Source organism: Streptosporangium subroseum (genome assembly GCF_900188345.1).
Lineage (GTDB): Bacteria > Actinomycetota > Actinomycetes > Streptosporangiales > Streptosporangiaceae > Streptosporangium > Streptosporangium subroseum.
On record NZ_FZOD01000101.1, the window covers coordinates 1 to 26,232 of the forward strand.

Below are 26,232 nucleotides of genomic sequence, written 5' to 3' on the forward strand. Positions count from 1 at the left end.
CTACAACACCGACGACGCCAATGCCGCCAAGACCCGGGCCGTCTACACCATGGTCAGCGACTTCAAGGCCCGCGGGGTGCCCATCGACTGCGTGGGCTTCCAATCACACTTCAACAGCCAGTCGCCGGTGCCGGGCAACTACCAGCAAAACCTCGCCCAGTTCGCCGCGCTCGGCGTGGATGTGCAGATCACCGAACTCGACATCGAAGGCTCCGGCACCGCCCAGGCCAACAGCTACCGCACGGTCGTCAACGCCTGCCTGGCCGTCTCGCGCTGCACCGGCATCACCGTCTGGGGCATCCCCGATCACTACTCCTGGCGCAGCAGCGGCACCCCACTGCTGTTCAACAGCGGTTATGCCAAGAAGCCGGCCTATGACGCGGTGCTGACCGCCCTCAACGGCGGCACCCCGCCGGTGACCCCGACCCCCACCCCGACCGTGACCCCGACGCCGACCCCGACACCGACCCCTGGCACCGGTGGATGCAGTGTCACCGCCACCACGCAGACCCAGTGGAACAACGGGTACGTCATCCAGCCGATAACCGTCACCAACACCCGTAGTACCACCATCACCGGGTGGACGGTGACCTTCACCCTGCCGTCGGGTCACACCGTCACGGGTTCGTGGAACGCGACCCTCACCGGCGGGTCGACGGTGACCGCGAGGAACGCCGTCCACAACGGGACGCTGGCGCCGAACGCCGCCACGACCTTCGGATTCCAGGCCACCCGCGCCAACGGCAACACCCAGGTGCCGTCGGGCTACACCTGCACCGCTTCCTGAGCGACTCCCGTGCGCGCCCCGAGCCCGGGGCGCGCACGGTCATGCGGTTCAACGGGGTACGGCCGGCGGCCGTACCCCGTTCTCCTCTCCCGCAGGGCCCGCGCCCGGTAGGGACCGCTGTTCGCCGATGTCATCTGCGGAAGGGAGGGGCGGACGGAGGGGCCGGCTTCGCGGTGCGGTAGCGGGCGGGCGGCTGGCCGGTGACGCGTTTGAAGGCGTTGCTGAAGGCGCTCTCCGAGGCGTACCCCCATTCGGCGGCCACCGACGCGACCGTGCGCTCACCGGCCCGCAGGACCTCGGCCGCGGACCTGATGCGCCAGTGCAGCAGGTAGTCCAGCGGCGGCAGTCCGACGAGGGTCTTGAAACGCAGGGCGAAGCTGGAGCGGGACATGCCCACCTCGGCGGCGAGGCCGGCGACCGTCCAGCGATGGGTGGCCCGCTGGTGCATCAGCGTGAGCGCGGCGCCGATCTGCGGGTCGTTCAGCGCCCCCAGCCAGCCGGGAACGGCCTCCTCACCGGCGAGATGGGCACGCAAGGCCTGGACGAACAGGATCTGGGTCAGATGCTCGATCATCACCGCCGCCCCGAGCGGCTCGGTGGCGGTCTCGTCGCTCAGCATCTCCAGCACCGGGCGAAGGGACTGGGCCGGAGAACTGTCGGCGGGGATGCGCACGACCGGAGGCAGGCAATCGAGCAGGAGCGCCGAGGTCATCTCGTCGAGGGTTATGCTGCCGCCGACGATGACGGTCCGCTCCACGTCCGAGGCGGCGGTGCCGTATCGCACGATCCTGGCGCCGGGGAACCGGCGATAGACGGCGTGGCCGTCCTCCGGTTCGATGCCCAGGTCGCCGGCGACCTCGTACGGCCGGTCGCTCGCGAGCAGGTAGCAGTCACCCGACGACAGCCGCAGCGGGGGCTCGCCGTCGATGGTGAGCCAGCAGGCGCCGGACACGATCGCGCCGATCTTGACGTACCGGTAGCTCTGGAAGCGCAGCGCCCAGGGGCCAACGGCCTCGAAGCGCGTGGAGAAGGCGCTGCGGATGTTCAGCAAGGTCAAGACGTCGGATATGGGGTCCACGGTATCTCCGGACGATCTCGCATGGATGGCGGACTCTTTCTCATGGATTGTCCAAGTCTGCGGTTGTAGCGTTCCAACGCCCCCCCTTATTCGAAAGGTGTAAAGATGAAATATGCGCAGCTCGGGGCTACCGGAGTCTTCGTCTCCCGCATCTCGCTGGGGGCGATGAGCTTCGGCGGGCGCGGCTCCCAGGTCTGGGACGCGGTCGGCGCGCTGGACGTGAAGGAGACCGACCAACTGGTGGGTGCCGCGCTCGATCACGGGGTGAACCTCATCGACACCGCCGACGTGTACGCCGCGGGCAAATCGGAGGAACTCCTGGGCCAGGTGCTCGGAGCGCGCCGCCGCGACGTGATCCTGGCGACCAAGATGACCGCACGCATGGCCTCGGGGCCCAACGACGTCGGCCAGTCCCGGCTGCACATCATGCGGTCACTGGAGGACAGCCTGCGCAGGCTCCGGACCGACCACATCGATCTCTACCAGATCCACAACGTCGACCCGATCACCCCCTTCGAGGAGTCCCTGGCCGCCCTCGACGACGCCGTACGGCAGGGCAAAATCCGCTACATCGGCGCCTCGAACCTGACCGCCTGGCAGATGATGAAGGCCCTGGGCGTCTCCGAGCGGCGAGGATGGGCGCGGTTCGCCTCCCTGCAGTCCTACTACTCGCTCGCGGGGCGCGACATCGAACGTGAGATCCTGCCGCTGGTCAACGACCAGAAGGTCGGCATGCTGGTCTGGAGTCCGCTGGCCGCCGGCCTGCTGTCCGGCAAGTTCGACCGCGACGGCACGAGCGACGGCGGCGCCCGCCGCGCCCGGTTCGAGTTTCCGCCGGTGAACCTGGAGCGCGCCTACGACGTCATCGACGCCCTGCGCCTGGTCGCCGCCCGCCACGAGGTCGGCGTGGCCCGCGTCGCGCTCGCCTGGGTGCTCGCGCAGCCCGGCGTGACCAGCGCCATCATCGGCGCCAAGCGCCCGGAGCAGCTCGCCGAGAACCTCGCCGCCATCGAGCTGGAGCTCACCGCGCAGGACCTCGCCGAGTTGGACGCGGCCAGTGCGCTCCCGGTCGAGTATCCCGGCTGGATCCAGGCCGACCACACCGCCCGGTTCCCCCAGACGGCCTGACCGCCGCCGATGTGACGGCGTGATAGTCGATCTCCTGGTGGGCGTATGCCCCTTTCACGCCCGCCAGGAGATTTGGGGAATGCACCCCACCATCCCCTTTCACAACATCTGACCGGTTTCTCGCATTACTCGCATTACTCGCTTTACTCGCTGCGACCCGGGAGCTGGGGATATCGTGGTAGGAACCTGCGGTCTGTCCATCCACTCTCATATATCGGCGGCGCGGATTGGCCCGTGCGGGTTATATCGGAATGATTCTGGTCTGCGGGAAGAAGCTCACCAACACAGATAGCTGACTATCTATGAGGATTCAGCCCCGCGAGCAACTCCTCAATATATGGCGGTCCATTGTCGAGACCTCCATGCAGGACGGAAAGTGGACCTGGGGTGGTCGGCTCCAGCCGAACTCGATCAGTGACGCCGAACGGCTGCTGACGATCATGTACCCGGCCGCGGATGTCCCGATCTTCAAACTCGACCTTCCCGATCAGATCGCCGCCGACGCCCCCAGCCCCAGCTTCGGACCTTGATCAATCAGACAGATGCGAGAGAGCCCGCCGCGTAATCGCTCCGCTATTCCGCATCCGATGATACCTCCGCCAACAACGATCAGATCGTATGTGGAGGCCATCAATTCCCCCTCCGCGTCGCCCCTGCCCTGCATCACTCCTGGCGTTTCGCCAAAGAGCTGGGAGCCCGCGAACTCAGCGTAAGTTCGTCCCTCGCATAGGTCAATGGGCGGCGCTTCGGAGAAGTCGAGAAACGCCGGCCCTTTTGGCTCTTCCAGCATGCGGAAGGAGTCGTGGAACCGGTCGGCTGCCGGCCGATCCGACTCTTCGGTGCCGACGGAAACAGGCACTCATCGGCGTGGTGACCACGCGCCCGCCTGTCGCCGTCGTGGCCGGAACAGCCAGGCGGGCGAGGCTGGCCGGCCGGCCACACGAAGGTCAAGGTCGAAGGGCACATCAAAGATTATCCTGGCGATATCGGATTGCTCGATCCCCTCCAGATCAGCTTTGTGTGTTCGGGGAGTTCTTCGACGCTCGCCGTGACCGGAGGGGTTTTTGATACGGGCGCGGCCGGCGAATCCTGCTGGTCGAAGATATCGATGTCGACCTCTTCGCCTCCGACGATCAATGTGTCCCATGCTCCACTTGTCAGCAGGGTTCGCAGCGTCTCGCTCTTCAGTTTCCTCAGGTGGTCGTCGAGGGTTTTTTCGTCGGGCATGCCGGGAATGCGTCGTGACAGACGGCTCCGGATCTGTCGCAGCTGCTCCATGAGCGTGTTGATGTCCGCATCCCTGTCCGAACCCTCATCCCCTTCCTTGATGCCCTGGACGATTATGTCCTTGATCGCACGAGTGACCCCGTGCTCGTCGGTGGTCACCATCGCCTTCCAGGCACGGCTCTTGTGTCGATACTGGAGCATCGACATCGCCGCCTCGTGGCGGAGGAAGTCGGCGTCACGGAAGGCTTTCCCGCGCCAGTTGCGATTGAGAGACCGTGCCAGCGAGATGGCCGACGCCAATCCGCTGTTGAGCCCACGTCCCGGCCAGAAGTGGATCGCGTTGGCGGCGTCCCCGAGGAGAAATCCATAGGTTCCCGGGGTGGTCGCCGTCGCGGAATACAGTTGGGCGGTGAATCGCGGCCGCTGCACCATGTCCAGCCGGAAGGCGGTGATGGCGCTCAGATTCTCTTCCGAGACGCCGAAGAGCACGAGCCCCTCCATCACCCGCTTCCATAACGCCGAGCTTTTGATCAGGGCGGGCAGAAACAGCGTGCCATGGGTCGAGCAGTGAAACTCGCCGTGGTCGGTCCGTCCCATCAGACATGGACGGGAGGCGATACATTCTTCGAACACGTGCCGGACGGGATCGATTCCGATGACTTCCTGGGCCTCGGCATCGGTGAGGCGCATGTTCAGAAAGCCCTCGCCACGCAGGGCGTTCAGGAGAAAACGATTCTGAGCCACGGTCAGCAGGACCGTCATGGGGTCCGACAGGTCGGACTTCACCTGCAAGCCCAGCACGACATCCTGGATGTGCTGGCCGTCCAGCGAGTAAATCGACTTGTCGGCGTTGCCGAACTTGTCGGTGAAATAATCCCGCGTTCGCGAGCGCCCTCCCTCGCAGATGGCGAGCACGTGGTTTTTGACCAGGGTCTCACGCTGCTCGGCCGGGTCGAATCTGGCGGGAACGAGCCGGATGCGGTCGGATTTTTCGTTTGCTATTTCAAGCAGCGTGTCTTCGATATAGGCGATCCGGATATTCCGCGGGCCATATCCGCGAATCGAGTCGGGGCCGCTCGGCCACATCTCGGAGTACGATTCGGGCCTGAACAGTCGCTCCTGGACATCCTCGGGGAGGTTCAGGTACTGGCGACTCTGGATCGTCACGACCTGCTGCCGCCGAACGTTACCCTGTGCTTGGTTCTTCCATATGATCCGCGACCCTTCCTGAATCCAGCGACCGTCATACAACGTGATGGCCACTCGCGGACCCATGAAGTGTTCGAGGAGCAGGGCGAGGCTCAGCCCGACGGGACCGCCACCCGAAATCGTGACATGCAGGACCGACTCTGGTTCAACGTTCACGGCAGACTTGATGAATGACTTAATTAAAAGGGCATCCATGATCGTTTCCATGTCATTGGATGCCTCAAAACAAAATGTTTCATTTCCGATCGTTATCAGGTCGCCTGGCTGGAGGATGTGTGATGCCACACGGCTCCCATTGACCAGCGTCCCGTTCTGGCTTCCCCGGTCGTACAGCACGTAGCCGTCGGCCTCGCGAACCACCTCCGCGTGAAAGCGTGAGGCTCTCCCGCTGGCGATCACCACATTGTTGTCGTCTCTGCGACCGAAGGTGATCGATGCGTCACTGATCGGAAACTTTCGCCCAGCCAGAGGACCTTCACGGCCGACAATTGTGGGTGGCATGGGTCGCACCCCTTTTCCGTAGGTCATATAACTGACGAGATCGATATGATCATCGATCTCAAAGGCGCTGTACGTTACATCCGTGCCAAGTCGACCGGTTTCACCACAGGATTCCGTTTTTCTCCGGAAATCTCTGGATGATCACCTATCGTGCCACGCTTGACGTCCACAGGAAATGACCCACACCTGTCCAAATCGCTTACCGCCGAACCCCGGGTCCGGGGCACCCAGGCGGTCCGGGGCATCGGCCCCTGCGAGGCGGGCAGTGCCGGGATCGCGCCGGTCTCGCGACCACGCGGACCCGGCGTGACCCGGTCTCCGGCCCGATGCGGCTACGCCCGATCGGCTCACGGCCGGGTGATGAGTCCCTCCAATGTCGAACGGACCGGCGTGGCCGAACAGCGGGCGCTCGCGCCGACCCCGTCCGCCGAGGCCCGATTGAGCAGCCGATCAACGGTCTGGGAGCCGAGCCGATCGGTGCCGCCGGTAACGATGATAATGATTTAACCTCTCTTGATAACATTGGAATTATTAAACTGATATCAGTGGTATCAACATGGATAGCAAGAGTTCCTTATCATTGGAAGCATGGTAGAGGTGAGGCCGGGCAGCGCCGGTAGGCACAAGACGCGGGCGAACATCGTGGAGTGCGCGGCGCGACTCCTGCGCGAGCAGGGCGCGAGCGCGGTCACCACCCGCGCGGTCGCGCAGGCGGCCGGCATGCAGGCGCCGACCATCTACCGGTTCTTCGAGGACAAGGACGCGCTGCTCGACGCCGTTGCCGAACACGCCTTCGCCACCTATGTCGCAGAGAAGGTCCTCGTCGAGGACGTCGACGACCCGGTCGCAGATCTTCGGGCGGGGTGGGACACACATATCGGCTTCGGTCTCGCCAACGCGGCGCTGTTCGGTCTCCTCACCGACCCCGGCCGCAGGGTTCGTTCGCCGGCGGTGGCCGCCGGCCTGGAGGTCCTGCGCGCCCGGGTGCACCGCGTCGCGGCAGTCGGCCGGCTCCGGGTCCCGGAAAGGCGCGCCGTCGAGCTCATCCACGCCGCCGGCACCGGCGCCGTGCTCACCCTGCTCTCCACCCCGCCGGAACACCGGGACCTCGACCTCGCGGACGCGATGTACGAGACGGTGATGCGATCGATCCTCACCGACCTGCCGACGCTTCCCACGGACAGCGCGACCGCGGCCGCTGTCGCATTCCGGGCCGTCGCACCGGAGCTGACGATGCTCACCGACGCCGAGCGCGCCCTGCTGTCGGAGTGGCTGGATCGAGCCGGCGGCGGCCCTCTCGGAAGCAATCAGGAAAGTACTTGACGGACTGGAAAGTGAATCGAGGAGGCACGCATGAGCATCTCTCCCGAGGACGCCGCCCGCGCCCTGTCCGGCATCCGCGGCGTCCAGGAGCAAGCCATCCGATCCGAACCGTTCTTCCCCGTCTGGTTCACCGTCGGAGTGGCCCTGTTCGCCACGGGCATCTCCTTCTTCACCGAGCCGGGGACCTCTCCCGCGACGACCGCCACGGGCATCGCGGTGCTGGCGGTCGCGCTCGCCGCGATGGTGTTCAGACTCGCCCGGGGCGCGCGGATGCGCACCCACCACAGCCTGATCAGGCCCGAGACCGTGAGCGACTACGTCTGCTGGGTTCTGGTGAGCGTTGCGGTCGCCCTGGCCGTCGCCCTTCCCCTGAACGCGCGGGAGGTCGCCTACGCCGGAGTCCAAGGGTGCCCGGCGATGACCGTCTTCATGGCCGCGACCGGTCCGCTCATCGCCCGCTGGATGTCGCGGCGCACCGCCGACGCGATCCGCGACGGTGACTGATGGAGATAGACCCGGCCATCCACGCGCCTGCCCGGTTGCAGATCGTCTCCCTGCTGGCCGCCGTGGAAGAAGCGGAATTCAGCTTCGTCCGCGATCAGGCGGGGGTGAGCGACTCGGTGCTCTCCAAGCACGCGAGCGCCCTGGAGACGATCGGATACGTCCAGATCCGCAAGGGCCACGTCGGCAAACGCCCCAGGACCTGGCTCAGGCTCTCGGCCACGGGGCGTCGGGCCTACCTCGCCCACGTCGCCGCTCTGCAGGCCATCATCGCCCAGTCAAAGCTCGGCCTCATTCTCGACGCTGAATCTTCATCGGGTGAGCGGTCCGAGAGGTGACCGGAGCAGCCCCTGAAGTTACAGACTCTCAGGTCTCTCGGACGGTGCGGTCAGCGTCAAGGCTCACACAGCCCGAGAGACCGTCCGCTCACAGGGGACGGACGCGTACATCCTTGAGCGCGCTCCGCACGAAGTCCTGATCGCCCGAGGCGGCCAGATAGAAGCCGTCACGGCAGTTGCTCCCCGAGATGGGATGACGTGGGTCGAGAACGACGCGCGCCTCGCCCTGCCGTTCGCAGTCGGGGATCGGGGCCAGCACCAGCATCCGGCGGCTCAGCCCGCCGAGCCAGAGTTGCGGCCCGACGAGCATGCCCTCGCGGATCTCACCGGGTCGCGAGAGCCGTAGTGGGCCGTCGGCCGACAGGGTGAAAAAACCATCTGGGGTGAGCATGCCGTGCAGGTTCTTCGCCCAGGCCAGCCGCTGCTCGAAGGTCATCCCGGCACCCTCGTCCTGCAGGGCGATCCGCCAGTCGCCGAACGCGAAGAGCAGGACCGAACCGGCGGCGTCCATCCCGAGCGGGCCGGGCCACAGCGTGACGTTGTCGGTGAGGTGGCGAATCATCGGGCGCCCGGCGGCGGTCTCGGCCTCGCCGTACAGCGGAGCGGTGAAGGAGCGGAAATCGTCCGCTTTTCCGCCGTCGGCAAGGACGCCGCTCGCGTACGGCCGTGCCCCCAGCGAGGCCAGGTTCAGGTCGGCGGGGTAGGTGATCTCCGCCCGCGATCCGTCGGGGAACCTGACCCGCAACGTCCTGGTGTCGCCCGTCCCGATCGCCGCCGGATAGACGGCGTTGGGGGTCACGTTGATCGCGTTGCGCGTGGGTGCCGGGGTAACGGTCGGGATGGGACGGGTCGGGAGGGGAAGGCTCGTATCCCGGCCGGCGAGAATCCCGATGAGCGGCACGGCCACGAGAGCGACCAGCACCGCCATTCCCACCCAGCGGGGCCCGCGCGGACCCTGCTCGACGATATCGACACGGCCGGTGGCCATCGGCCTTCCTCTGTCGTACGGCTGTCGCACCAAGTTCAGACCACCGGCTGCCGCCGGCGCAAGCCCACGCCGCCCGTCAACGACCTCCGGGTACGGCGACGGTGACGGCGTTCGGCGGTGTCATCGCAGGCAGTGCCATCGGGGAAACCTTAACGCAGGATGGTTCGTACGATGAGATCAGAGTCGGCCTGCGACCGCTGCCAACCTCACCCTGCCCGAGACGCAGGGTGAGGTGCCCCGGATCCGGAGGCCGCGCCATGAGGTCACCCCGGAGACGGCGACCGCCCTTGCCGGTGGATCCGTCTGACCTCGAACGACGCCCGGCTGAACCAGCTGAAGGAAACGTACGTTTGTGGGGCATGAGACTAAGGATGTTCCTGCTTGTAGCGCTGTTGTCCCTGGCTGCGGCCTGTGGGGGAGCGGAAGCGGATATGTCGGCGACCTCGGCTGACGACGGGCCGGTGAAGCCGGTCGCCCTGTGGGGCGCCGAAGGCGGGTTTGTGACCGCGACCACGAACGTGCTGCGCCCGCCGAGGGTGGTGCTGTACAGCGACGGCCTGGTGATCGTTGACGCGAGCAAGCAGTTGAAGCTCACCGATGCCGAGGCGGGCGAGACGGTCGCGTCGATGGAGAGGTATCTGACCGGGCAACCACCGACCGTGGAGCCCAAGCCGGGCGCGCCGATGGTGACGGACGTGCCGACCACGGTCCTCGGGGTGCGGGGGAAGGACGGGAAGATGCTGGAGGTCCGGGCCGCGGCCCTGGACCAGGTCGCGGGCTTCTACCCGAAGGAGCTCTCGGAGGCGAAGAAGCTGATGGACGGCTTGGCGACGCGAGCCGCCGCCACGGGCACCGACTACGTCGCCACCCGCGTCCGGATGGTCGCCGAGGGGGCAGAGTCGGCGGAGGGCAAGCCGGCGTCGTGGCCCGCGGGGGTTCCGGAGCCTTCGGGCACGGTGGATCCGGTGTGGCAGAAGGACATCGAGGGGGCGGCGGTGAGTGCGATCACCAAGGCGGTGCCCGCTGGGCAGGGGCACGACCGGTCACTCTTCAAGACCGGCTCGGGGGCGCTCTTTGTGCTCTCCTGGCGGTACCTGCTGCCTGACGAGTAGCAAGGGCTGAGGACGGGCGCCCACCCCCGTACATCGGTTTCCCCTCAGGGCCCCGGCCAGGGCTCACCCCAGGGTGTTTCCCTGGGGTGAGGCCCGCGTGCCGCGGGTGAGTATGTCGGGCATGAAACAACGCTTGATCGTCCTGATGGCGGCGGCGGTATCGGCAGCGGCAGTGCTGGTGCCGACGGCCGCCAACGCCGTCTCCCGCGACAGCGGCACGGTCGCCGCCACGACCTGTGCCGCGGTTCCCGTCTCCGCGCCCCCCGGCACCAAGGTGGAGTCGGTGAAGGCGGTCGCCCACGCCGGCGGAACCGTCACGTTCCCCGCCGCTCCTCCGCTGCACCCCGCCGAGGAGACGCTCACCGACGTGCCGGCCTGGTGCGACCTCACCGTCACGGTGAGCCACCCGGGCGCGAACGACCACGTCAACATCAGGATCTCGCTGCCCCAGGACACGAAGAAGTGGAACGGACGATTCCAGGCCACCGGCGGCAGCGCCTACCTCGCCGGTGACCTCAGCGGCTCCCCGCTGGTCGGCGCGGTGAAGGCCGGCTACGCCGCCGCGGCCACCGACGCCGGTGTCGGCGCGAACCCGATCGACGTCAGCGGCTGGGCGCTCACCCCGGCAGGCAAGGTCGACACCCCGCTGCTGAAGAACTTCGCCTCCCGCTCGCTGCACGACATGGCCGTCATCGGCAAGGACGCGACGAAGAAGTTCTACGACCGATCCGTGAGTTACGCGTACTGGAACGGCTGCTCGACCGGTGGCCGCCAGGGTTACGGGGAGGCGCAGGATCACCCGACGGACTTCGACGGGATCCTGGCCAATGCGCCGGCGGTCAACTGGGACCGGTTCGGGGTCGCGACGCTGTGGTCGCAGGCCGTCTTCAACGAGGAGAAGGTCCAGCCCACCTCGTGTGAGTTCGATGCGTTCAACGCCGCTGTGATCAAGGCCTGTGACACCGACGACGGGGTCAAGGACGGCATCATCGACAACCCGCAGGACTGCCGCTGGGACGCCCGCCGTCTGGTCGGCACCAAGGTCGTCTGCGAGGGCAAGGAGATCACGATCTCCAAGGCCACCGCCGACGCGTTCCGCAAGATCTGGGCCGGACCGGTCTCCTCATCGGGCAGGCAACTGTGGTACGGGCCGAACAAGGGCGTCGACCTCGCCTCTCTGGCCACTCCCGGCGAGCCGTTTTTCGTCGCCTCCACCTGGGTCAAGTACTTCGTGACGCAGAACCCGTCGTTCGACGCCACGAAGCTCACCTACACGTCGTTCGAGCAGCTCTTCCGCTCGTCGCAGAAGCAGTTCAACAACATTATCGGCACCGACGACCCCAACCTGTCGAAGTTCGCGAAATCCGGCGGCAAGCTGCTGAGCTGGCACGGCCAGACCGACGAGCTGGTGCCCACCGAGGGCACCGTCGACTACCGCGAGCGGGTCAACCGGGCCCTCGGCGGCAACAAGCGGGTCGACAACTTCTACCGCCTGTTCCTGCTGCCCGGCGTGAACCACTGCGGCGGCGGCATCGGCCCGCAGCCGACCGACGCCCTGGGCGCGCTGGTCAAGTGGGTGGAGAAGGGCCAGGCTCCGGCCACCCTCGCCGCCTCGGCAACCAACGCCGACGGCAAGACCGTCACCCGCAACGTCTGCCGCTACCCGATGGTGGCCCGCTACACCGGCCACGGTGACACGGCCTCGGCCGCGAACTACCGCTGCGTCACCGCCTGACCTCATCCGCACAACGCGGCGGCCCGGAGCTCTCGCCGAGGCCGCCGCCCTTTTTCATGCCGGTCCACTCGAGCTGGAAGACGGGAAGAGGCGGCCCCGAGGTCAGCCGTCGCGCAGGGCGGAGGCCAGCTCGCGGCGGGAGCCGATGCCGAGCTTGGTGAAGACCTTGCGCAGGTGCCATTCGACGGTACGCGGACTGAGGAACAGCACGGCGCCGATCTCCGGATTGGTACGTCCCGCCACGGCCAGCCGCACGATCTGCGCCTCCTGCGGGGTGAACTCCTCCCGTGCACCCGGGGTCCGCTTGCGCACCGTCTCGCCGGTGGCGGCCAATTCCCGGCCGGCCCGCTCGGCGAAGCCGTCCGCACCGATCGTGGTGAACGCCTCGTGCGCGATCCGCAGCTGCGTCCGGGCGTCGGCCCGCCGGTTCTCCCGTCGCAGCCACTCACCGTAGAGCAGGCGAGCGCGCGCCAGTTGCAGGCCGAGCCGGGTCGCGGCGAACCGCTTGATCGCCTCTCGGTAGTACTCCTCGACCGGTCCGGCCGGGTCCGCGAGCGCGTCCGCGAGAGCCTGGGCGCCGCGCGCCCAGTTCGTGTCGACGACACGTGTCCGGGCGGCGAGACGGTCACGTGCCTCGGCCGCGACGGTGTCCGCCCCGGCGCGTGCGGCGGCTTCGACCAGCTCCCCGAGCGTCCACTGCAGGACGGCGAGGTCTTCGTACCGAGCCGCGTCGAGGGCTGCCTCCAGCGCGGCCGAATACCGGCCGAGCCCGTTGAACAGCACCGCCCTGCTGTATCCGGCGACGGCGAGCAACCACCCCAGGCCGGACTCCTCGGCATTCCCGACCAGGGCCTCGTTGAGTTCCAGCGCCGGCTCCTCGCGTCCGCGGTACGCGGCCAGGATGACCGCGGTGGCCGGATGCGGGGACGAGCCGGTGGCGTTCCCGAGGGCCTCGGCCTCGTCGAGCAGGTCCGACGCGTCGGCGAAGCGGCCAGCGTAGATCAGCGCGGTGGCGCGGAAGGTCAGCGCACTCGGCAGGAGGGACAGCGCGCCGGTCTCGCGGGCGTAGCCGACGGACTGCTCGGTCCTGGTGAGAAACGCCACGTCGTCCCAGACCTCGTGCATGACCATTCCGCTCAGCCAGACCAGGTCCAGATCGGTTTCCGGAATGGCCGAGGCCAGGGCGCGGGTGAACAGCGGCACCGCCGCCGCGTGCCCCTCCAGGCTCCACGCCGCCAGACCTGCAAGGAGCAGACAGGCCGGCTCCCCGCCTGCGGGAAGGCCGCGGGCGGCCTCGGCCGCCCGGCGCAGGTCGGTGCCGCCGAGCCGCCCCGCGTTCACGGCCGCGCCGATCGCCGCCAAGTAGGTCTCCCGGGCCGCGGTGGGATCCAGCGATTCCAGGCGGCGTGCGGCCACGAGCAGCGGCGGTCCGGCTGCCCGTCCGGCGTTGAGCGCGAACGCGACCTTGGCGCGTAGCCGTTCCACTCGGGCCTGCTGCACCGGGTCGAGCGGACCGAGTTCGGCGGCGGCCAGCAACTCCGGCACCTCGGCGAGGGCTCCGGCGGCGAATCGGGCCGCCGCGGCGGCCAGGGCGCGTCCGGCGCGTTTCGCCGAATCGGGGGTTAGCTCTGCCGCGCGCTCCAGGAAGGCGGCGGCCGCTGACCGGCCGCCACGGGCCATCGCCCGGTCGGCCGACCGCTCCAGTTCGCCGGCGACCTCTTCGTCCGGTCCCAACGCGGCGTGCGCCCGGTGCCAGGCCCGGCGGTCCGGTTCCTGCTCGGGATCGGTCACCTGGGCGAGCGCCCGATGCACCGCGCGCAGCTCGGCGGGCTCGGCGGAGCGCCGGCTGGCCGAGCGGACCAGCGGATGCCGGAACCGGACCCGGGTCCCGATCTCGATCAGTCCCGCGACCGCCGCGGGTGCGGCGGCGTCCATCCCGACATCCAGCCGTTCGAGCGCGCGCCACAGCAGCGGCACGTCGCCGACCGGTTCGACGGCGGCGGTGAGCAGCAGCGTGCGGGTGTCCGCCGGCAACGCGGCGACGCGCCGCTGGAAGCCCTCCTCGACCCGGCTCACCAGCGGCGTCGCGCTGTGCCCGCCGAACCCGAACGCCAGTTCCGCCGGCGTGAGACCGCGCGGCAGTTCGAGCAGGGCCAGCGGGTTGCCGCGGGTCTCGGCGACGATCCGGTCGCGTACGCGGGCATCCACCGGCCCGGGCAGCACAGAGTCCAGCAGCGCCCGCGCGTCCGCGTCCGGCAACCCCTCGACGCGCAGTTCCGGAAGTCCTTCGAGGATCCGTTCGTCGCCGGGGCTGCGCGCCGCGAAGATCAGGGCGACCGACTCGGAGTCCAGACGGCGGGCGACGAAGGTGAGGATCACCTCCGACATCCGGTCCATCCACTGCACGTCGTCCACCGCGCAGACCAGCGGTCGCTCCGACGCGGCCTCGGCGAACAGCCCGAGCACGGCGAGCCCGACGAGCAACGTATCCGGCGGGTTACCGGTGCTGAGGCCGAACCCGGTGGCGAGCGCGTCCCGCTGCGGCTCGGGCAGCCGATCGAGACAGCCCAGCAGCGGCGCGCAGAGTTGCTGGAGCGCGGAATAGGCGATCTCGGTCTCCGCCTCCACCCCGGCCGCGCGGGCCACCTGGCCGGCCGGCGCGGCCTCGGTCAGGTAGTCCAGCAGAGCGGTCTTGCCCACTCCGGCCTCGCCGCGCAGCACCAGCACCCGGCTCTGCCCGGCGCGGACGTCACGCAGCAGCCGGTCGAGCGTCTCCTGCTCGCGTCGCCGCCCCCGCAGCGCGGAAATCCTGGTGTTGATCGGCACGCCACCCCCCTGCCGGGGAGGCTACAACACTCCCGATCCCCAACGGACAAATGGGACCAGACCTCGTGACGTGCCGAAACTCCGTTGGCGGCCGCCTCGGTGATCCTGCTCGTGACGAAGCGACAAGGCCCCCGGCTGGGCCGCTTCACCGCCAGGTGCGCAGTTTGTCGGGGTTGAGCACCATCCAGAGGTCGGTCAGCCGGCCGCCGCGTACCTCGGTGGCGATCACCGCGACCACCCGGCCGTCGAGCCGGGCGACCAGCCCGGGACGGCCGTTGACCTCGGCCTCGGTCATACCCTGGCCGAAGTCCTTGCGGAGCAGGCCGAGGAAGAACCGGGCCGTCTTCTCGGCGACTCGATCGCGCGCCGCCGCGAATGTGAAATCCGGCGGATCACTCACACAACGCGAGGCCACCTCGTCGTGACGCGAATCACCGTCCCCGGCGCCTCATCTGCGTCACACCTCATGGCCCGATTTCGTCATGTGAGTGAGGCAAAGGTTAGGGGGCCCCAGATGGGTTCGTTGTTGGCCAAGCGTCGCTCGTTTCAGTTCTCCCACTGGTCGTTCATGTTCGCGGAGATCGCCGTCTGGTCGTTCGCCGTTCTGGCGGTGACCGGGGTGGTGCTGATGCTGTTCTACGACCCCGGCATGTCCCAGGTGACCTATGACGGCTCGTACGGCCCGCTGCGCGGGCTCTTCGTCAGCAGGGCCTTCGACTCGACCATGCATCTGAGCCTGGAGGTGCGCGGCGGCCTGCTCATCCGCCAGGCCCACCACTGGGCGGCGCTCGTCTTCGTGGCGGCCGTCGTGTTGCAGCTGTTGCGGATGTTCCTCACCGGAGCGTTCCGCCATCCGCGCACCGGGCAGTGGCTGATCTGGGTGACGCTGCTGGCACTGGGCATGGCCGCGGGCGAGACCGGCAACGCCCTGCCCGACGACATGCTGTCGGGTGGGAGCCTGTGGCTGATCACGTCGGTTGCGCAGTCCGTCCCCGTGGTCGGATCCTGGGCGGTGTCGCTGCTGTTCGGCCCGGACTTCCCCGGTGACAGGATCATCCCGGTCATGTACGGGGGGCACCTGCTGATCGTGGTCGTCATGGCCGCGCTGCTGGGCGCCCGCGAACTGCTGGTGCGACGGCACGGCCACTCCCGGTTCGTCGCCTCGCTGCCGGCGCGGCGGAGCGCACGCCCGATGATGGCGCTCGCGACGATCGGCATGCTGATCATTCTCGGGTACGGGGTTCAGATTGCCCCTATATGGCTGTACGGCCCCGCCAAGCCGACGCAGGTCTCGGCGGGCTCGACTCCCGACTGGTACATGGGGTTCCTCGACGGCGCCCTCCGGATCATGCCCGGGTGGGAACTCACCATCGGGAACCACACGCTCAGCCTCGCGGTCCTCATCCCCACCTTGGTGATACCCGGGGTCTTCTTCACCGTCCTGGCCGCCTACCCGATGGCCGAGCGCTTCCTCCTCTCGCGCCGCGGCCGCCGTGACGCGCTGGGCCGGCCCAAGAACACGAACCGCGTGACCCGCGAGACGCTCGCGCATGACCTGCTCGATCGGCCACGCGAGACGCCGGTGAAGACGGCCATCGCGGTCGCCGGTGTCACGTTCTACGGCCTGCTGTGGGCGGCCGCGGCCAACGACCAGATCGCCTACCAGTTCCACCTCGGCGTCGAGGCTGTGACGATCTTCTTCAGGTTCGCCGTGGTCATCGGTCCCGTCATCGCCTTCGTCGTCACCCGGGGGATGTGCCTCGCACTTCAGCAGACGGATCATCACGTGGCCGAACACGGAGTGGAGACCGGGATCATCACGCAGTCCCCGGACGGCGGATTCCACGAACGGCTGGTGCCGGCGCGGCAGGAGCGCCGGGAACCGCCGATCACCTCGGGGAGATGACGGCGAAGGTCACAGATTGTGATCGTCGGAGCCGGGGCCGCCGGATACCAGGCGGCGCGTGCCCTGTCGCGCGGGGTGGGAGGCGGTGCGGAGATCGTGCCTGCCCACCCGATCGTCGTGGGGCAGGGGGTGTTCGCGGAAGGCGCCGAGTCGTTCCCGCCGCCGTTCGCGTCCGCGAAAGCCCCGGCCGATGACACGGTGCGGGTGGCCCACGCGCCGGCCACCCGCCGACGGTTTGCCGCGTCAGCTCGTGGGACCCGATCGCAGATGCGTCTCGGTGCGGGCGTGGCCGAAGTACATCAGCTCCCAGATCGCCTCCTCGGTGAACGTCTCGACGGTCTCACGACGAGCGTGGCGCCGTCGTCGAGGTACCACCACTCGTAGGTGCCCCGGCGCCCGTCGGTGCGGGCGCCGTCCTCCCACTCCGCGACGACGTCCGGGCGGATGCCGATGCGCCGGTAGTCGGCGTCGGTGCGGGCGATGCCGGCCTGCTGGGTCATGGTGTCCCTCTCCTTCGTGGTTCCGCATAGGAGATGACGACACAGCCGCCGGGATCGTGAGGAGTTCCTCCCAGAGGATCTGGAGGGAACTCCGCAGCCCAGAGCCGGGGACCAGGCCGAAGGGGGCCTTAGGCGCCCCTGAGGAGCTCGGGGCATTCTTCGGCGACGATGCGGGCCAGTTCGGCACGGGATGCGATGTCGAGCTTGCCGAACATCCGGCGAAGGTGGGTGGACACCGTGTGGGGGGAGAGGAACATCCGCTCGGCGGCCTGGCGGTTGGTCATCCCCCGGGCGATCAGGCCGGCCACCGCGCGTTCCGTGTCGGTGAGGCTGTCCCATCCGAAAGACGGCCGCTGGGGCTGAGCCCAGTGGCGGCGCCGTACGCCGAGTTCCCGCAGCCGGGCTCGCACGCGGGCCGAGTCCCAGAGCGCACCGATGCGCTCGTAGCCCTCGAGCGCCTGGTCCAGGCTGTCGACGGCCTTCTCGGAGGCGGTGGCGCCGGAAGCGGCGGCCAGCAGGACGCCGAGGTCTTCGGCGGCCGAGGCGCGGGCCCACGGTTCGGGCTGATCGGCGGCGGCGGCGGCCAGCGCGTCCGGGTCCCTGTGGAAAATGCCGCGGGCGTGGGCGAACGTGGTGGCGAAGACAGGGAAGTCCGGGTTGTTCCGGGCCAGGTGCTCGGCCGTGTCGACGATGGCCTGCGCATACGGACGGTTCGCCGTGGCCAGCGCCAGCCGAGTCATCCAGGCGGCCGTGAGAGGCGTCGTGAGGAGTGCCCAGCGCTGCTCCTCCTTGTCGGTGTAGATAGCGTGGAGTATGTCGATCGCCCGTCCGGGATCACCTTGGGCCTCGGCCACCGCCGCCATCACCCACCTTTCCCACACCGACCCGAACAACATCCCGGGCGCGGCGTGTATGGACTGGTATCGCTCGATGTGCCGGACCGCGGCGTCGATGTCACCCCGCCGCAGGGCGACGAGAGCGAGCATGGACAGCCCGACACGGATGAACCCGTGAGTGCCCAGCTCTTCGGCGATCATCCTCCCGGCCTGGGCCTCGGCGGCGGCGTCGTCAAGTCGACCGGCGGCCAGCTTCAGAACGGAGCGGAACAGCGCCGGTTGTGCGGCGAGCACGGTCAGCCCGAGGTCTTTGATCTCCTCCTCGGCGGCCTGGATGGCGATGTCAGCCGCATCGAACTGACGCATGGCTCTGTGGTTGAGGCTCAGCAGCAGGCGCGTGTACGGGCGCTGAATGGCTTCAACGGTGCCGCTGTCCGTGATGTGCAGGGCTTCGCGTAGATGCGCGAAAGAGTCGGCGACCCTCCCATCGGCCATGGCGAACCGGGCGAGCAGCAGGAGAGCTCCGACAACGGCGGCATCGGTGTGCTGCTCACGGTCGGCGAGAACGGCTTCCGCCCGTTGTCGTCCCTTCCGGAAGTCGTTCAGCGAGATGAGCCCCCAGAACATCGCCCATTCGGCGATGCCGCGAAGGTCATCGGGGATGTCCCGCTGGGCGAGCAGGCTTTCGGCCTCGGATACCGCATCTTCCGGTCGGCCGCTCAGGAGCAGGATGTGCGCCAGCGCGCATCGCAGGCGAGGGGCTTGGATGGGCGGGGCCCTGCTGAGTGCGGTACGGGCAAGATCGGCCGCCTCGGGCAGCCGCCCGATGACCGTCAGGGCGTCGACCGCTGTGGCAACACGACTGAACCAAACAGGGTCGGAGGAGTCGCTGAGTTCGAGCGCCCGTATGGCGAGGTCGGCGGCGGTCTGAGGTGAGGACCGCAGCACCTTCCGCGCCGCTTGATCCAGTCCGAGTAGTGCGGACACATCACCGCGACCGGCACTGCGAATGAGATGCGCGGCGGCAGGAACGGCCGACCCGCCTCGCCTGAGCAGCATCTCCCCCGCGTCGTGGTGCAGGGCCCGGCGTACGGGGGCGGGGATGGTCCCGACCACCGCCTGCCACAACAGATCGTGCCGGAAGGTGAGCTCGTCCCCGGCAGGTTCGACGATGCCCGCCGACATCGCCTCCTCCAGCATCGGCAACAGACCACTGGTCGATTCGCCGAGCATTTCGGCCAGATCCGTCACCGAGAACGAGCGGCCCAGGATTCCGGCGCCCTGAAGCAGATGCCTGGTCCGTGTGGACAACTCCTCCAGGCGCTCCTGCGTGACCGCCTGAGCACACGGCAGCCGCGCCGAGACCATCCGCGCGTGACCATCGGCGATCTGGAAGACGCCCTCGCTTTTGAGCTTCTCAAGGAGATCGACGAGCAGGAAGGGATTGCCGTCCACTATGTCGGCCAGGGCCAGCACGTTCGGATTGGGCGCTGCCCCGAGGACGTCGGTGACGACGTCCGCCACTGCTCGCTCGTCCAGCGCCTCTAACGTGATCCGGTTCGCGCCATCATGTTCCAGCACGTCGAACAGACGGTCGAGGCGGGGAACGTCGCCGCTGCCGCTCGTACGGGTCAGCATCCAGACGAGCGGGTAGGAGGCGAGATCTCTGGTCATCGACCGCAGCGCCAGCAAAGTCATCGGGTCGGCCCAATGCATGTCATCCAACGTGAGGAGCATCGGTCCCCGAGACACCCGCTGTTCCAGCGGTCCCTGCAGTTGCTCCACCAGCAGCAATCGCTGATCGGCCGGACCCGAGACGGTCAGGTGATCGCCCGTGGGAAGCGTGCAGCCCGATTTTCCGAGCGCCGACGTCAGCGGGGCCAGCGGTATCAGCTGGGTCAGTTCGTCCGCCGCGCCCTGGGCGACCCCTAACCCCTCCCTCGCCGCTGCGGTGACGGCCATGTCGAGCATGCGACTCTTTCCGACGCCCGACCGGCCCTCGATCAGTATGATCCCGCCCCGGCCGATCTTGGCCGCCTGCAGCAATCCGACGACAAGCTCCCACTCCCGCGCGCGGCCACGCCAACCAGGCCACGATGATCGACAGAGATCGGCCCCACCGGCAGCTTCGTGGTCACGGTGGGATGAATGCCCCATGTGTCCATGAACCACCCAGATGTCAGCCGTGTCAAGTACGGGGTTGGACGGAGGTCCGCGATGTTCTCCGGCCTCCGTGATGTCACTTTCGCGCAGAAAGCCGTTGCCCGCCCAAGAACGCACGGTCTTCACCCGGCTTCATCCTTCCCGTGCTTTTTGTCATGTGACATGGCCCTGGGGGTGAACACTTGATCTTGGATGTCGGCAAAAGCGGGATTAAGTCCACCCCAATTGGACCTCAAGCCGGTGATCGCACGTGCGGAGCGCAGAAGTATAAACGCGCATAAATGTGCGATACGGGGGCCTTTCGCCGCAGGCCAAGCTCATACCGTTCACTCATCCTCGGTGAAGTGGCGCGAAAGGGTCCCCTCGGCTGAGGCGCGTGAGGGAGCGACAGCGGTAGCGGCCCGCCGGTAGCGGCTCCCGACCCTCTCGGAATCCCGGCATCCCCCTCGAATTTATTTTCGACAAGGATGGCAATGGTGGACCCGTACGAAGACTGGCTGATACTCATGTGGCCCCTGATCACTCTGCTTACGTGGATGGCGATCGCCACAGGCCTTATGCGTCTGCTGACTGACAGATCATGGGAGCGGCGGTCCGATCGCCCATCCCCTGAGACGTCGCTCTTCAGGAAGCTCACTTGCGGAAAGATCGATGATGACGACTATCGGCGTCATGGGGCAAAGGATCCGCCTTACCGTCTACCGGAGCCTTACTGTTCGCCTCATGCGCTTTCGACGATCGACCCCGCCGACCGGCCCCGCACCCGTTCCTTGCGGGTGGGTGACGACCCTGTTCGAGGGCGGGTGCCCGGTTCGACAGGCCGCACGAGTATTCGCGGGCGTCACCTGCGCCTGCCGCGTATAGGCCGGAGGCAGAAGTCGGCTCGTACGAGGTCACCGATGCGGGCCATCCGGTGCAGGCCGGGATCGGTCCGGGGGCAGATCACCCTGCTGACCACCGCTGTGGCCGTCCTCACCCTCCTCGCCCTCCTCGTCGCGGGGGCGGGGATGTACTCGATGGACCACGCACGCACCGCCCGACTGCAGGAGGGCCCGCAGCGGGCCGCGCTCGCCGTCAATGAGATCCACTCCAGAACGGCACCCGGCCGGTTGCGAGCGCGTGGCGACGACGTCAGCCGGACTCTGACCGTGGTGCGGGGCCACGATGTGGTCGCTTCGCGGGCCGCCGCCCTGGGATCGCTCCCCAAGCAGGCGATCTGGCGGTCTCCGTGCGACGGCGGGCAACAGGTGCGGACCTGCGAGCCGCGGTTGTCGGCGTTCGAATCCAGTGGCTCGGCCGCCTCGCCGGTATACGCCACCGGGCAGCGGGTCACGGGTCTCCTGTCGCGGAACTCTTTTCACCTGATCTTGGTGATCGAGGCTGTCGCGCTGATCTCCTTGACCACGTGGGCCACGTGGAAGGTGACCGGCTGGGCGTTGCGCCCCGTGGACGCGGTGCGCGCCGAACTGGCAGTGATCGACTTCGGTGACCTGCACGCTCGCATTTCCGAACCGGCCAACGCGCAAGAGGTCGCCCGTCTGTGCCGGACGATCAACAATGCGCTGCGGCGCCTGAACGAGGGCAAGGAAGAGCTCCAGGACTTCGCGCGCGTCCAGCGGCAGTTCGCCTCGGACGTCTCCCATGAGCTGCGTACTCCCATAGCCGGACTGCGCGCGCAGCTGGAGGAGGCGCAACAGGATCTCGGCGGGGTTCGGCTGCCAGACCTGCTCGGAACGACGCTGGGCCAGGTGGATCGGCTCCAGGCGATCACCGATGATCTGCTGTTCCTGGCCCGCATGGGGACCGGTGTGGCCGCCGAACAACAGCGGCTGGATCTCGCGGCGCTCGTCCGGGCCGAGATCTCCCAGCGGTCGGCTCAGCGCCCGGTACAACTCCACCTCACGCCGGGCAGCACCGTCGATGCCGTGCCCACCCAGATCAGCCGACTGCTCGCCAACCTGCTGGACAACGCCCAGAGGCACTGCACGCACCAGGTGTGCGTCGATGTGCACGCCGCCCCCACCGTGGTCGAGCTCGCGGTCAGTGACGACGGGCCGGGAATCGCACTCGACGACCGGGAGCGGGTGTTCCACCGTCTCACCCGGCTGGACGACGCCCGCCGGCTCGACCGCAACGGCACCGGCCTCGGCCTCGCCATCGCCCGTGAGATCGCCCACGCGCATCACGGAACCCTCAGCGTCGAGGAGAGCACCACCGGCGGTGCGTGTTTCGTCCTTCGGCTGCCCCGAGTCCTGCCACGCGAATGGGGTCATCATGAGGCTTGAACGCTGCACGATCAGAGGCCGCCTGGCACTGTTCACCGGTGTGGTGGTGGGTCTGCTCTGCATCGTGTTCTCCACCGTCCTGTTGTTCACCATCAACAGGACGGCCACCGACAACCTCACCAAAGAGGTGACCGCGGTGGGGGAGTTGACCGCCTACTACGTCGACCGCGGGAAACTCGTCGATCCGCTTCCGCCCATCCCGCAGAACCTGATCCGCCCCGTCCAGGTGGTCGACCCCCAAGGGAGGGTGGTCGCGGCGACCAGAGATCTGCAGAATCAACCGGCCATGGCGCACTTCACTCCGAAGTCCCCTCACCGGGTGGCCAGTGCCGTCGTCTGCCACTCTGTCTTCACGTCAGGCCGTTGCCACATCGTCGTCGCGCAGCAGGTGTTCCACAACGGCGACTGGACCATTTACAGTGCCGCGCCGACGCTGCCGTTCGCCGTCTATCCGGGTGTGATGACCCTGCTGATCGCGGGGACGGTCATCTTCACGGTCGCGGTGGCCTACGGGGCGCGGCACACCGTCACCCACTCGCTGAAACCCGTGGACGCCATCCGAGCCCAGCTCGACCACATCCAGAGCACCGATCTCGGCCGCCGGGTCCCGGTCCCCATGGCCAAGGACGAGATCTACCGGCTGGCCCGCAGCGTCAACCAGACACTGGACCGGTTGGAGGACATGCTGGAGCAGCAGCGACGGTTCTGCTCCGACGCCTCCCACGAGCTGCGTAGCCCGATCACCGCCATCCGCGTCCAGATGGAGTACGCCCTTCTGGCGCCGCAGGACGTCGACCCGACCGATCTGTGCAACGCCGTGCTCCCGAGCGTGGAACGGCTCCAATCGATCGCCTCCGACCTGCTGACGCTCACCCGCCTGGACGCGGGCGTGCCGTATGAGCGACGACTCGTGGATCTTGCCGAGCTCGTCGCCACGGAGCTGAACGGCCACCGGATGAGCAGGGAGATCGTCCAGCATCTGGCAACGGGTGTGACGGTCAGTGGCGACAGGACGCGACTGGGCCAGTTGGTCAGCAATCTGGTCCAGAACGCCCAGCGACACGCCTCCTCCACGATCACGATCACCGTACGGCACGCGGACGACGACCCTCGATTCCCGGAGAAGGCCGCGGAGCTGGAGGTACTCGACGACGGCGCAGGAGTCGCCGCCGACCAGCGAGAGACGGTGTTTCAGCGGTTCACCCGGCTGGACACCGCCCGGAGCAGAGATGCGGGAGGCGTCGGACTCGGACTCCCCATCGCCCGGCAGATCGCCGAGAGCCACGGCGGCACGCTCACCATCCACGAAAGCGCCCAGGGTGCGCGTTTTGTCGTCCGTCTTCCGCTGTCTCCGTAACGTTTATCCAGGGCCATTGACGGCTCTGGATAAACGTGGGACGCCGAGGCGGCTTCGGGGCGACGGCCTCTTTTGAGAGCCGGCGCAGCCTCGCATCCGCCGCCGGATAATTTCCCGCTTCGACCTACGTGCCGTCCCGCTTTTCATTGCGTCGATCGCCAACCGGCCCAGCGTTGGATCGTCTGCATGTGGACGTAATGGCATTCCCTGCCGCGCCCATAATGACGATTCGAGCGGTCCCAGTGGGCGGGGCGGGTGATCGTCGTCATGGAATCTCTGTATTGGAGGTCCCGCTCCACGGCGAAGCGTATCGCGGCGGGAAAGAAGCGGATCGTTTTCCCGGTGATCGGAGTGTCACCGGGGTTGGCAGCGACGCCGGAGCCGGACTCTCAGCGGAGTGGATCAATGGTGATCCGGGTTGCCGATGCTCGATGAGCGATGTCGGTGTGCGCGGGAATATCCGCGCAGGTCGGGAATGGTCTCCTGATCTGACATCGCTTGTTCGCGTCCGGTGGGCCGCCTCGCAATTTCTTCCAAGGCGGAGTGTGCCGTCTGGTTGTTTACGCATCGGTCCTGGCTCGGTGAATCCAGAAAACAATGGCACCGTAATGCTGCCAGACCGATTCGACGTCCGTCCGGCACTCGACAGGTGTGGGCGGCTTCTCTGAAAACAATGCGCAAATTTCTATGGCGAGGACATGGCGCGAGAAGGGCCGCCGAATGAACGGGTGCCTGAGGCGGGGTCGCGGCGGCGAACCGCCGAGTACGATCACCGCCTCTTCCGCCAGGGTTCACCGCATGCTCGTGATGGCGTCATCAGCGCTTCTCAGTTGATCTCTTTAATCGAGTGCTGCCCTTGATCGAACTGGGCGGTAGCGGGGGCGTTGCCTCCGTGTCATCTCTTCAGCTGAGGTTCCAATGAAATTGATGGTCTTGAACCATCGCTATACGAGGCCACTGCTGGTGGCGCTCGCCGCGGCGACCACGCTGGCGGCCCTGCCCGCCGCCGCGTACGCGGACGGCAGTCAGCCCGCACCGGTCACCGGCGGGATCCCCCTGATCAACACGGCCGAGAAGATCGGTCCGGGGATCAACCTGCAGCACGTGCAGGCGCTCGACCAGAAGGGCTGGTACAACGCGCAGTTCCTGACCGTTGACCTGTCCAACAGCGCGGTCGGCACGGACCTGCTGACCGCCGGACCGGTCGCGTCCGGCGGGCCGCTCAGCGTGGCCGCCAACAAGGCCGGCGCCGTCGCGGGCGTCAACGGCGAGTTCTTCGACATCGGCAACTCCAACGCGGCGCTCGGTGGTGAGGTCCAGAACGGGCAGCTCATCAAGACCGCAGACATCGGCGGGCGCCAGCACGTCGGCGTCAGCAAGGACGGCATCGCCCAGCTCGTGGACCTCACGGTCAACACGACCGCGAACTTCTCGGGTGCGGACCACGGAGTCCTGTCGATCAACGCCGCGAACGGCGGCGGGATCCCCGCGGACGGCCTGATCGCGTTCACGTCCGCGTGGGGCGACTACAGCCGCAACCGCGGCCTGACGGGCGTGGCCAACGACCAGATCGCCGAGGTCCTGGTCCAGAACGGCTCGGTCGTGTCGGTCACGCCGAATGGTCCCGCGGGCTCGGGGACGATTCCGGATGACGGGTTCTACCTGGTCGGGCGCGGCGCCTCGGCGACCGCGATCCGCGCGCTGCAGCCCGGCGACCCGATGACGCTCAGCTACGCGCTCGCCAACAACGTCGCCAAGACGATGAAGTTCGCGCTCGGCGAGGGCGGCACCATCGTCTCCGGCGGCCGGGTCGTCGGCGGCCTCGACACCTCGATCGCCCCGCGCACCGCGCTCGGCTTCAAGGACGACGGGCACACGCTCGTGCTCGCCACCTGGGACGGCCCGGGCGGCACCGGCAAGGGCGGCATCGGGATCGACAAGGAGGCGCGCGACCTCGTCGCGATGGGCGTGCAGACCGCGGTCAACCTCGACGGCGGCGGCTCGACCACGATGGTCGCCCGCGCGCTCGGCGAGGACACCACGACCGTCCGCAACGTCCCGTCCGACGGCTCCGAGCGCAACGACCCGAACGGCGTGGGCGTGTTCGTCTCCAAGGGCGACGGCAAGGCGCACGAGGTCCTCATCAAGCCCGCGCCGGGTTCGGCCACGGCCGACGGTGACCTGAAGGTCTTCCCGGGACTGCGCCGCGCGCTCATCGCGCAGGGCATCGACGACCACCAGACGGCGGTGACGATCGATCCGAAGTCCGTGGGATGGGCCGTACCCGGAGCCTCCGTCGAAAACGGCACGGTCACGGCCCCGGCCAAGATCGCCAAGCCGTACGGTGTGCTCAAGGTCGAAGCGCACGTGGGGCGTGAGGCCGGGCGCGAGCAGATCACCGTCCTGCACCCGCTCGACGGCCTGGAGCTGTC

General features: G+C 67.8%; 20 protein-coding genes. 12 read left to right on the top strand and 8 right to left on the bottom strand.

The window, feature by feature from the left end; all coding sequences use genetic code 11:
- Positions 1 to 787, top strand: a 787-nt coding sequence (locus CHC08_RS52155) for an endo-1,4-beta-xylanase (protein WP_179282602.1), incomplete at its 5' end; no start/stop codon positions are given.
- 130 nt (positions 788 to 917) lie between these two features.
- Here the strand turns inward: CHC08_RS52155 and CHC08_RS49075 are convergent.
- Complete coding sequence (locus tag CHC08_RS49075) at positions 918 to 1,865, bottom strand: AraC family transcriptional regulator (RefSeq protein WP_179282603.1); 948 nt, start codon at positions 1,863 to 1,865, stop codon at positions 918 to 920.
- A gap of 105 nt (positions 1,866 to 1,970) precedes the next feature.
- On the opposite strand from CHC08_RS49075, the gene CHC08_RS45320 reads away from it, so the two are divergent.
- Both CHC08_RS45320 and CHC08_RS49080 read left to right on the top strand, forming a co-directional pair.
- Positions 1,971 to 2,993, top strand: coding sequence for an aldo/keto reductase (locus tag CHC08_RS45320; RefSeq protein WP_089213561.1), 1,023 nt, complete (start codon positions 1,971 to 1,973; stop codon positions 2,991 to 2,993).
- A 302-nt stretch (positions 2,994 to 3,295) separates the two neighbouring features.
- The gene (locus CHC08_RS49080; protein WP_143653648.1) at positions 3,296 to 3,523 is read left to right on the top strand and encodes a hypothetical protein; all 228 of its coding nucleotides are present in this window, start codon (positions 3,296 to 3,298) and stop codon (positions 3,521 to 3,523) included.
- Here CHC08_RS49080 and CHC08_RS53135 read toward each other — a convergent pair.
- Positions 3,481 to 3,783: an FAD-dependent oxidoreductase gene (locus CHC08_RS53135; RefSeq protein ID WP_420823616.1), complete on the bottom strand. Its 303-nt coding sequence runs from the start codon at positions 3,781 to 3,783 to the stop codon at positions 3,481 to 3,483. The two genes, CHC08_RS49080 and CHC08_RS53135, sit on opposite strands and share 43 nt — an antisense overlap.
- Before the next feature lie 182 nt (positions 3,784 to 3,965).
- Positions 3,966 to 5,930 carry an FHA domain-containing protein gene (locus CHC08_RS45325; RefSeq protein ID WP_089213562.1) on the bottom strand — a complete coding sequence of 655 codons (1,965 nt, stop codon included), beginning with the start codon at positions 5,928 to 5,930 and terminating at the stop codon, positions 3,966 to 3,968.
- Positions 5,931 to 6,518: 588 nt separating this feature from the next.
- Between CHC08_RS45325 and CHC08_RS45330 the strand changes: the two genes are divergently transcribed.
- The 3 genes from CHC08_RS45330 to CHC08_RS45340 are packed head-to-tail and all read left to right on the top strand — an operon-like array spanning position 6,519 to position 8,092.
- Positions 6,519 to 7,253, top strand: coding sequence for a TetR/AcrR family transcriptional regulator (locus tag CHC08_RS45330; RefSeq protein ID WP_089213563.1), 735 nt, complete (start codon positions 6,519 to 6,521; stop codon positions 7,251 to 7,253).
- Between the two features lie 30 nt (positions 7,254 to 7,283).
- Positions 7,284 to 7,757, top strand: coding sequence for a hypothetical protein (locus CHC08_RS45335; RefSeq protein WP_089213564.1), 474 nt, complete (start codon positions 7,284 to 7,286; stop codon positions 7,755 to 7,757).
- Positions 7,757 to 8,092 (top strand): winged helix-turn-helix domain-containing protein, encoded by a 336-nt coding sequence (locus tag CHC08_RS45340; RefSeq protein WP_089213565.1) that lies wholly within the window; start codon positions 7,757 to 7,759, stop codon positions 8,090 to 8,092. Before CHC08_RS45335 ends, CHC08_RS45340 begins: the two co-directional genes overlap by 1 nt.
- 88 nt (positions 8,093 to 8,180) lie before the next feature.
- On the opposite strand, the gene CHC08_RS45345 is transcribed toward CHC08_RS45340, so the two are convergent.
- Complete coding sequence (locus CHC08_RS45345; protein ID WP_089213566.1) at positions 8,181 to 9,080, bottom strand: hypothetical protein; 900 nt, start codon at positions 9,078 to 9,080, stop codon at positions 8,181 to 8,183.
- Between the two features lie 371 nt (positions 9,081 to 9,451).
- Between CHC08_RS45345 and CHC08_RS45350 the strand changes: the two genes are divergently transcribed.
- Positions 9,452 to 10,192, top strand: coding sequence for a hypothetical protein (locus tag CHC08_RS45350; protein WP_143653650.1), 741 nt, complete (start codon positions 9,452 to 9,454; stop codon positions 10,190 to 10,192).
- A 121-nt stretch (positions 10,193 to 10,313) separates the two neighbouring features.
- A complete protein-coding gene (locus CHC08_RS45355; RefSeq protein ID WP_089213568.1) occupies positions 10,314 to 11,927 on the top strand; it encodes a tannase/feruloyl esterase family alpha/beta hydrolase in 1,614 nt (537 codons plus the stop codon).
- Between the two features lie 102 nt (positions 11,928 to 12,029).
- Here CHC08_RS45355 and CHC08_RS45360 read toward each other — a convergent pair whose 3' ends face one another.
- Entirely contained in the window at positions 12,030 to 14,753 is a 2,724-nt protein-coding gene (locus CHC08_RS45360; RefSeq protein ID WP_089213569.1) for a helix-turn-helix transcriptional regulator, read from the bottom strand.
- A gap of 145 nt (positions 14,754 to 14,898) precedes the next feature.
- Complete coding sequence (locus CHC08_RS45365; protein WP_089213570.1) at positions 14,899 to 15,153, bottom strand: sigma-70 family RNA polymerase sigma factor family protein; 255 nt, start codon at positions 15,151 to 15,153, stop codon at positions 14,899 to 14,901.
- A gap of 114 nt (positions 15,154 to 15,267) precedes the next feature.
- Here CHC08_RS45365 and CHC08_RS45370 point away from each other — a divergent pair, with 114 nt between their 5' ends.
- Positions 15,268 to 16,659, top strand: a complete 1,392-nt coding sequence (locus tag CHC08_RS45370) for a cytochrome b (RefSeq protein WP_179282604.1) — start codon at positions 15,268 to 15,270, stop codon at positions 16,657 to 16,659.
- Positions 16,660 to 16,958: 299 nt separating this feature from the next.
- Here the strand turns inward: CHC08_RS45370 and CHC08_RS45380 are convergent, their stop codons facing one another.
- Positions 16,959 to 17,159: a hypothetical protein gene (locus tag CHC08_RS45380; protein WP_089213573.1), complete on the bottom strand. Its 201-nt coding sequence runs from the start codon at positions 17,157 to 17,159 to the stop codon at positions 16,959 to 16,961.
- Positions 17,160 to 17,287: 128 nt separating this feature from the next.
- Positions 17,288 to 20,152: a helix-turn-helix transcriptional regulator gene (locus CHC08_RS45385; RefSeq protein WP_143653652.1), complete on the bottom strand. Its 2,865-nt coding sequence runs from the start codon at positions 20,150 to 20,152 to the stop codon at positions 17,288 to 17,290.
- 905 nt (positions 20,153 to 21,057) lie between these two features.
- On the opposite strand from CHC08_RS45385, the gene CHC08_RS45390 reads away from it, so the two are divergent.
- The 3 genes from CHC08_RS45390 to CHC08_RS45400 form a co-directional block, all read left to right on the top strand.
- Positions 21,058 to 22,443 (top strand): sensor histidine kinase, encoded by a 1,386-nt coding sequence (locus CHC08_RS45390; protein ID WP_179282606.1) that lies wholly within the window; start codon positions 21,058 to 21,060, stop codon positions 22,441 to 22,443.
- Positions 22,433 to 23,800: a sensor histidine kinase gene (locus tag CHC08_RS45395; RefSeq protein ID WP_089213576.1), complete on the top strand. Its 1,368-nt coding sequence runs from the start codon at positions 22,433 to 22,435 to the stop codon at positions 23,798 to 23,800. The genes CHC08_RS45390 and CHC08_RS45395 overlap by 11 nt, the downstream gene beginning before the upstream one ends.
- A gap of 927 nt (positions 23,801 to 24,727) precedes the next feature.
- Positions 24,728 to 26,232: phosphodiester glycosidase family protein (locus CHC08_RS45400; RefSeq protein WP_179282607.1), on the top strand; the 1,505-nt coding region annotated here is incomplete at its 3' end.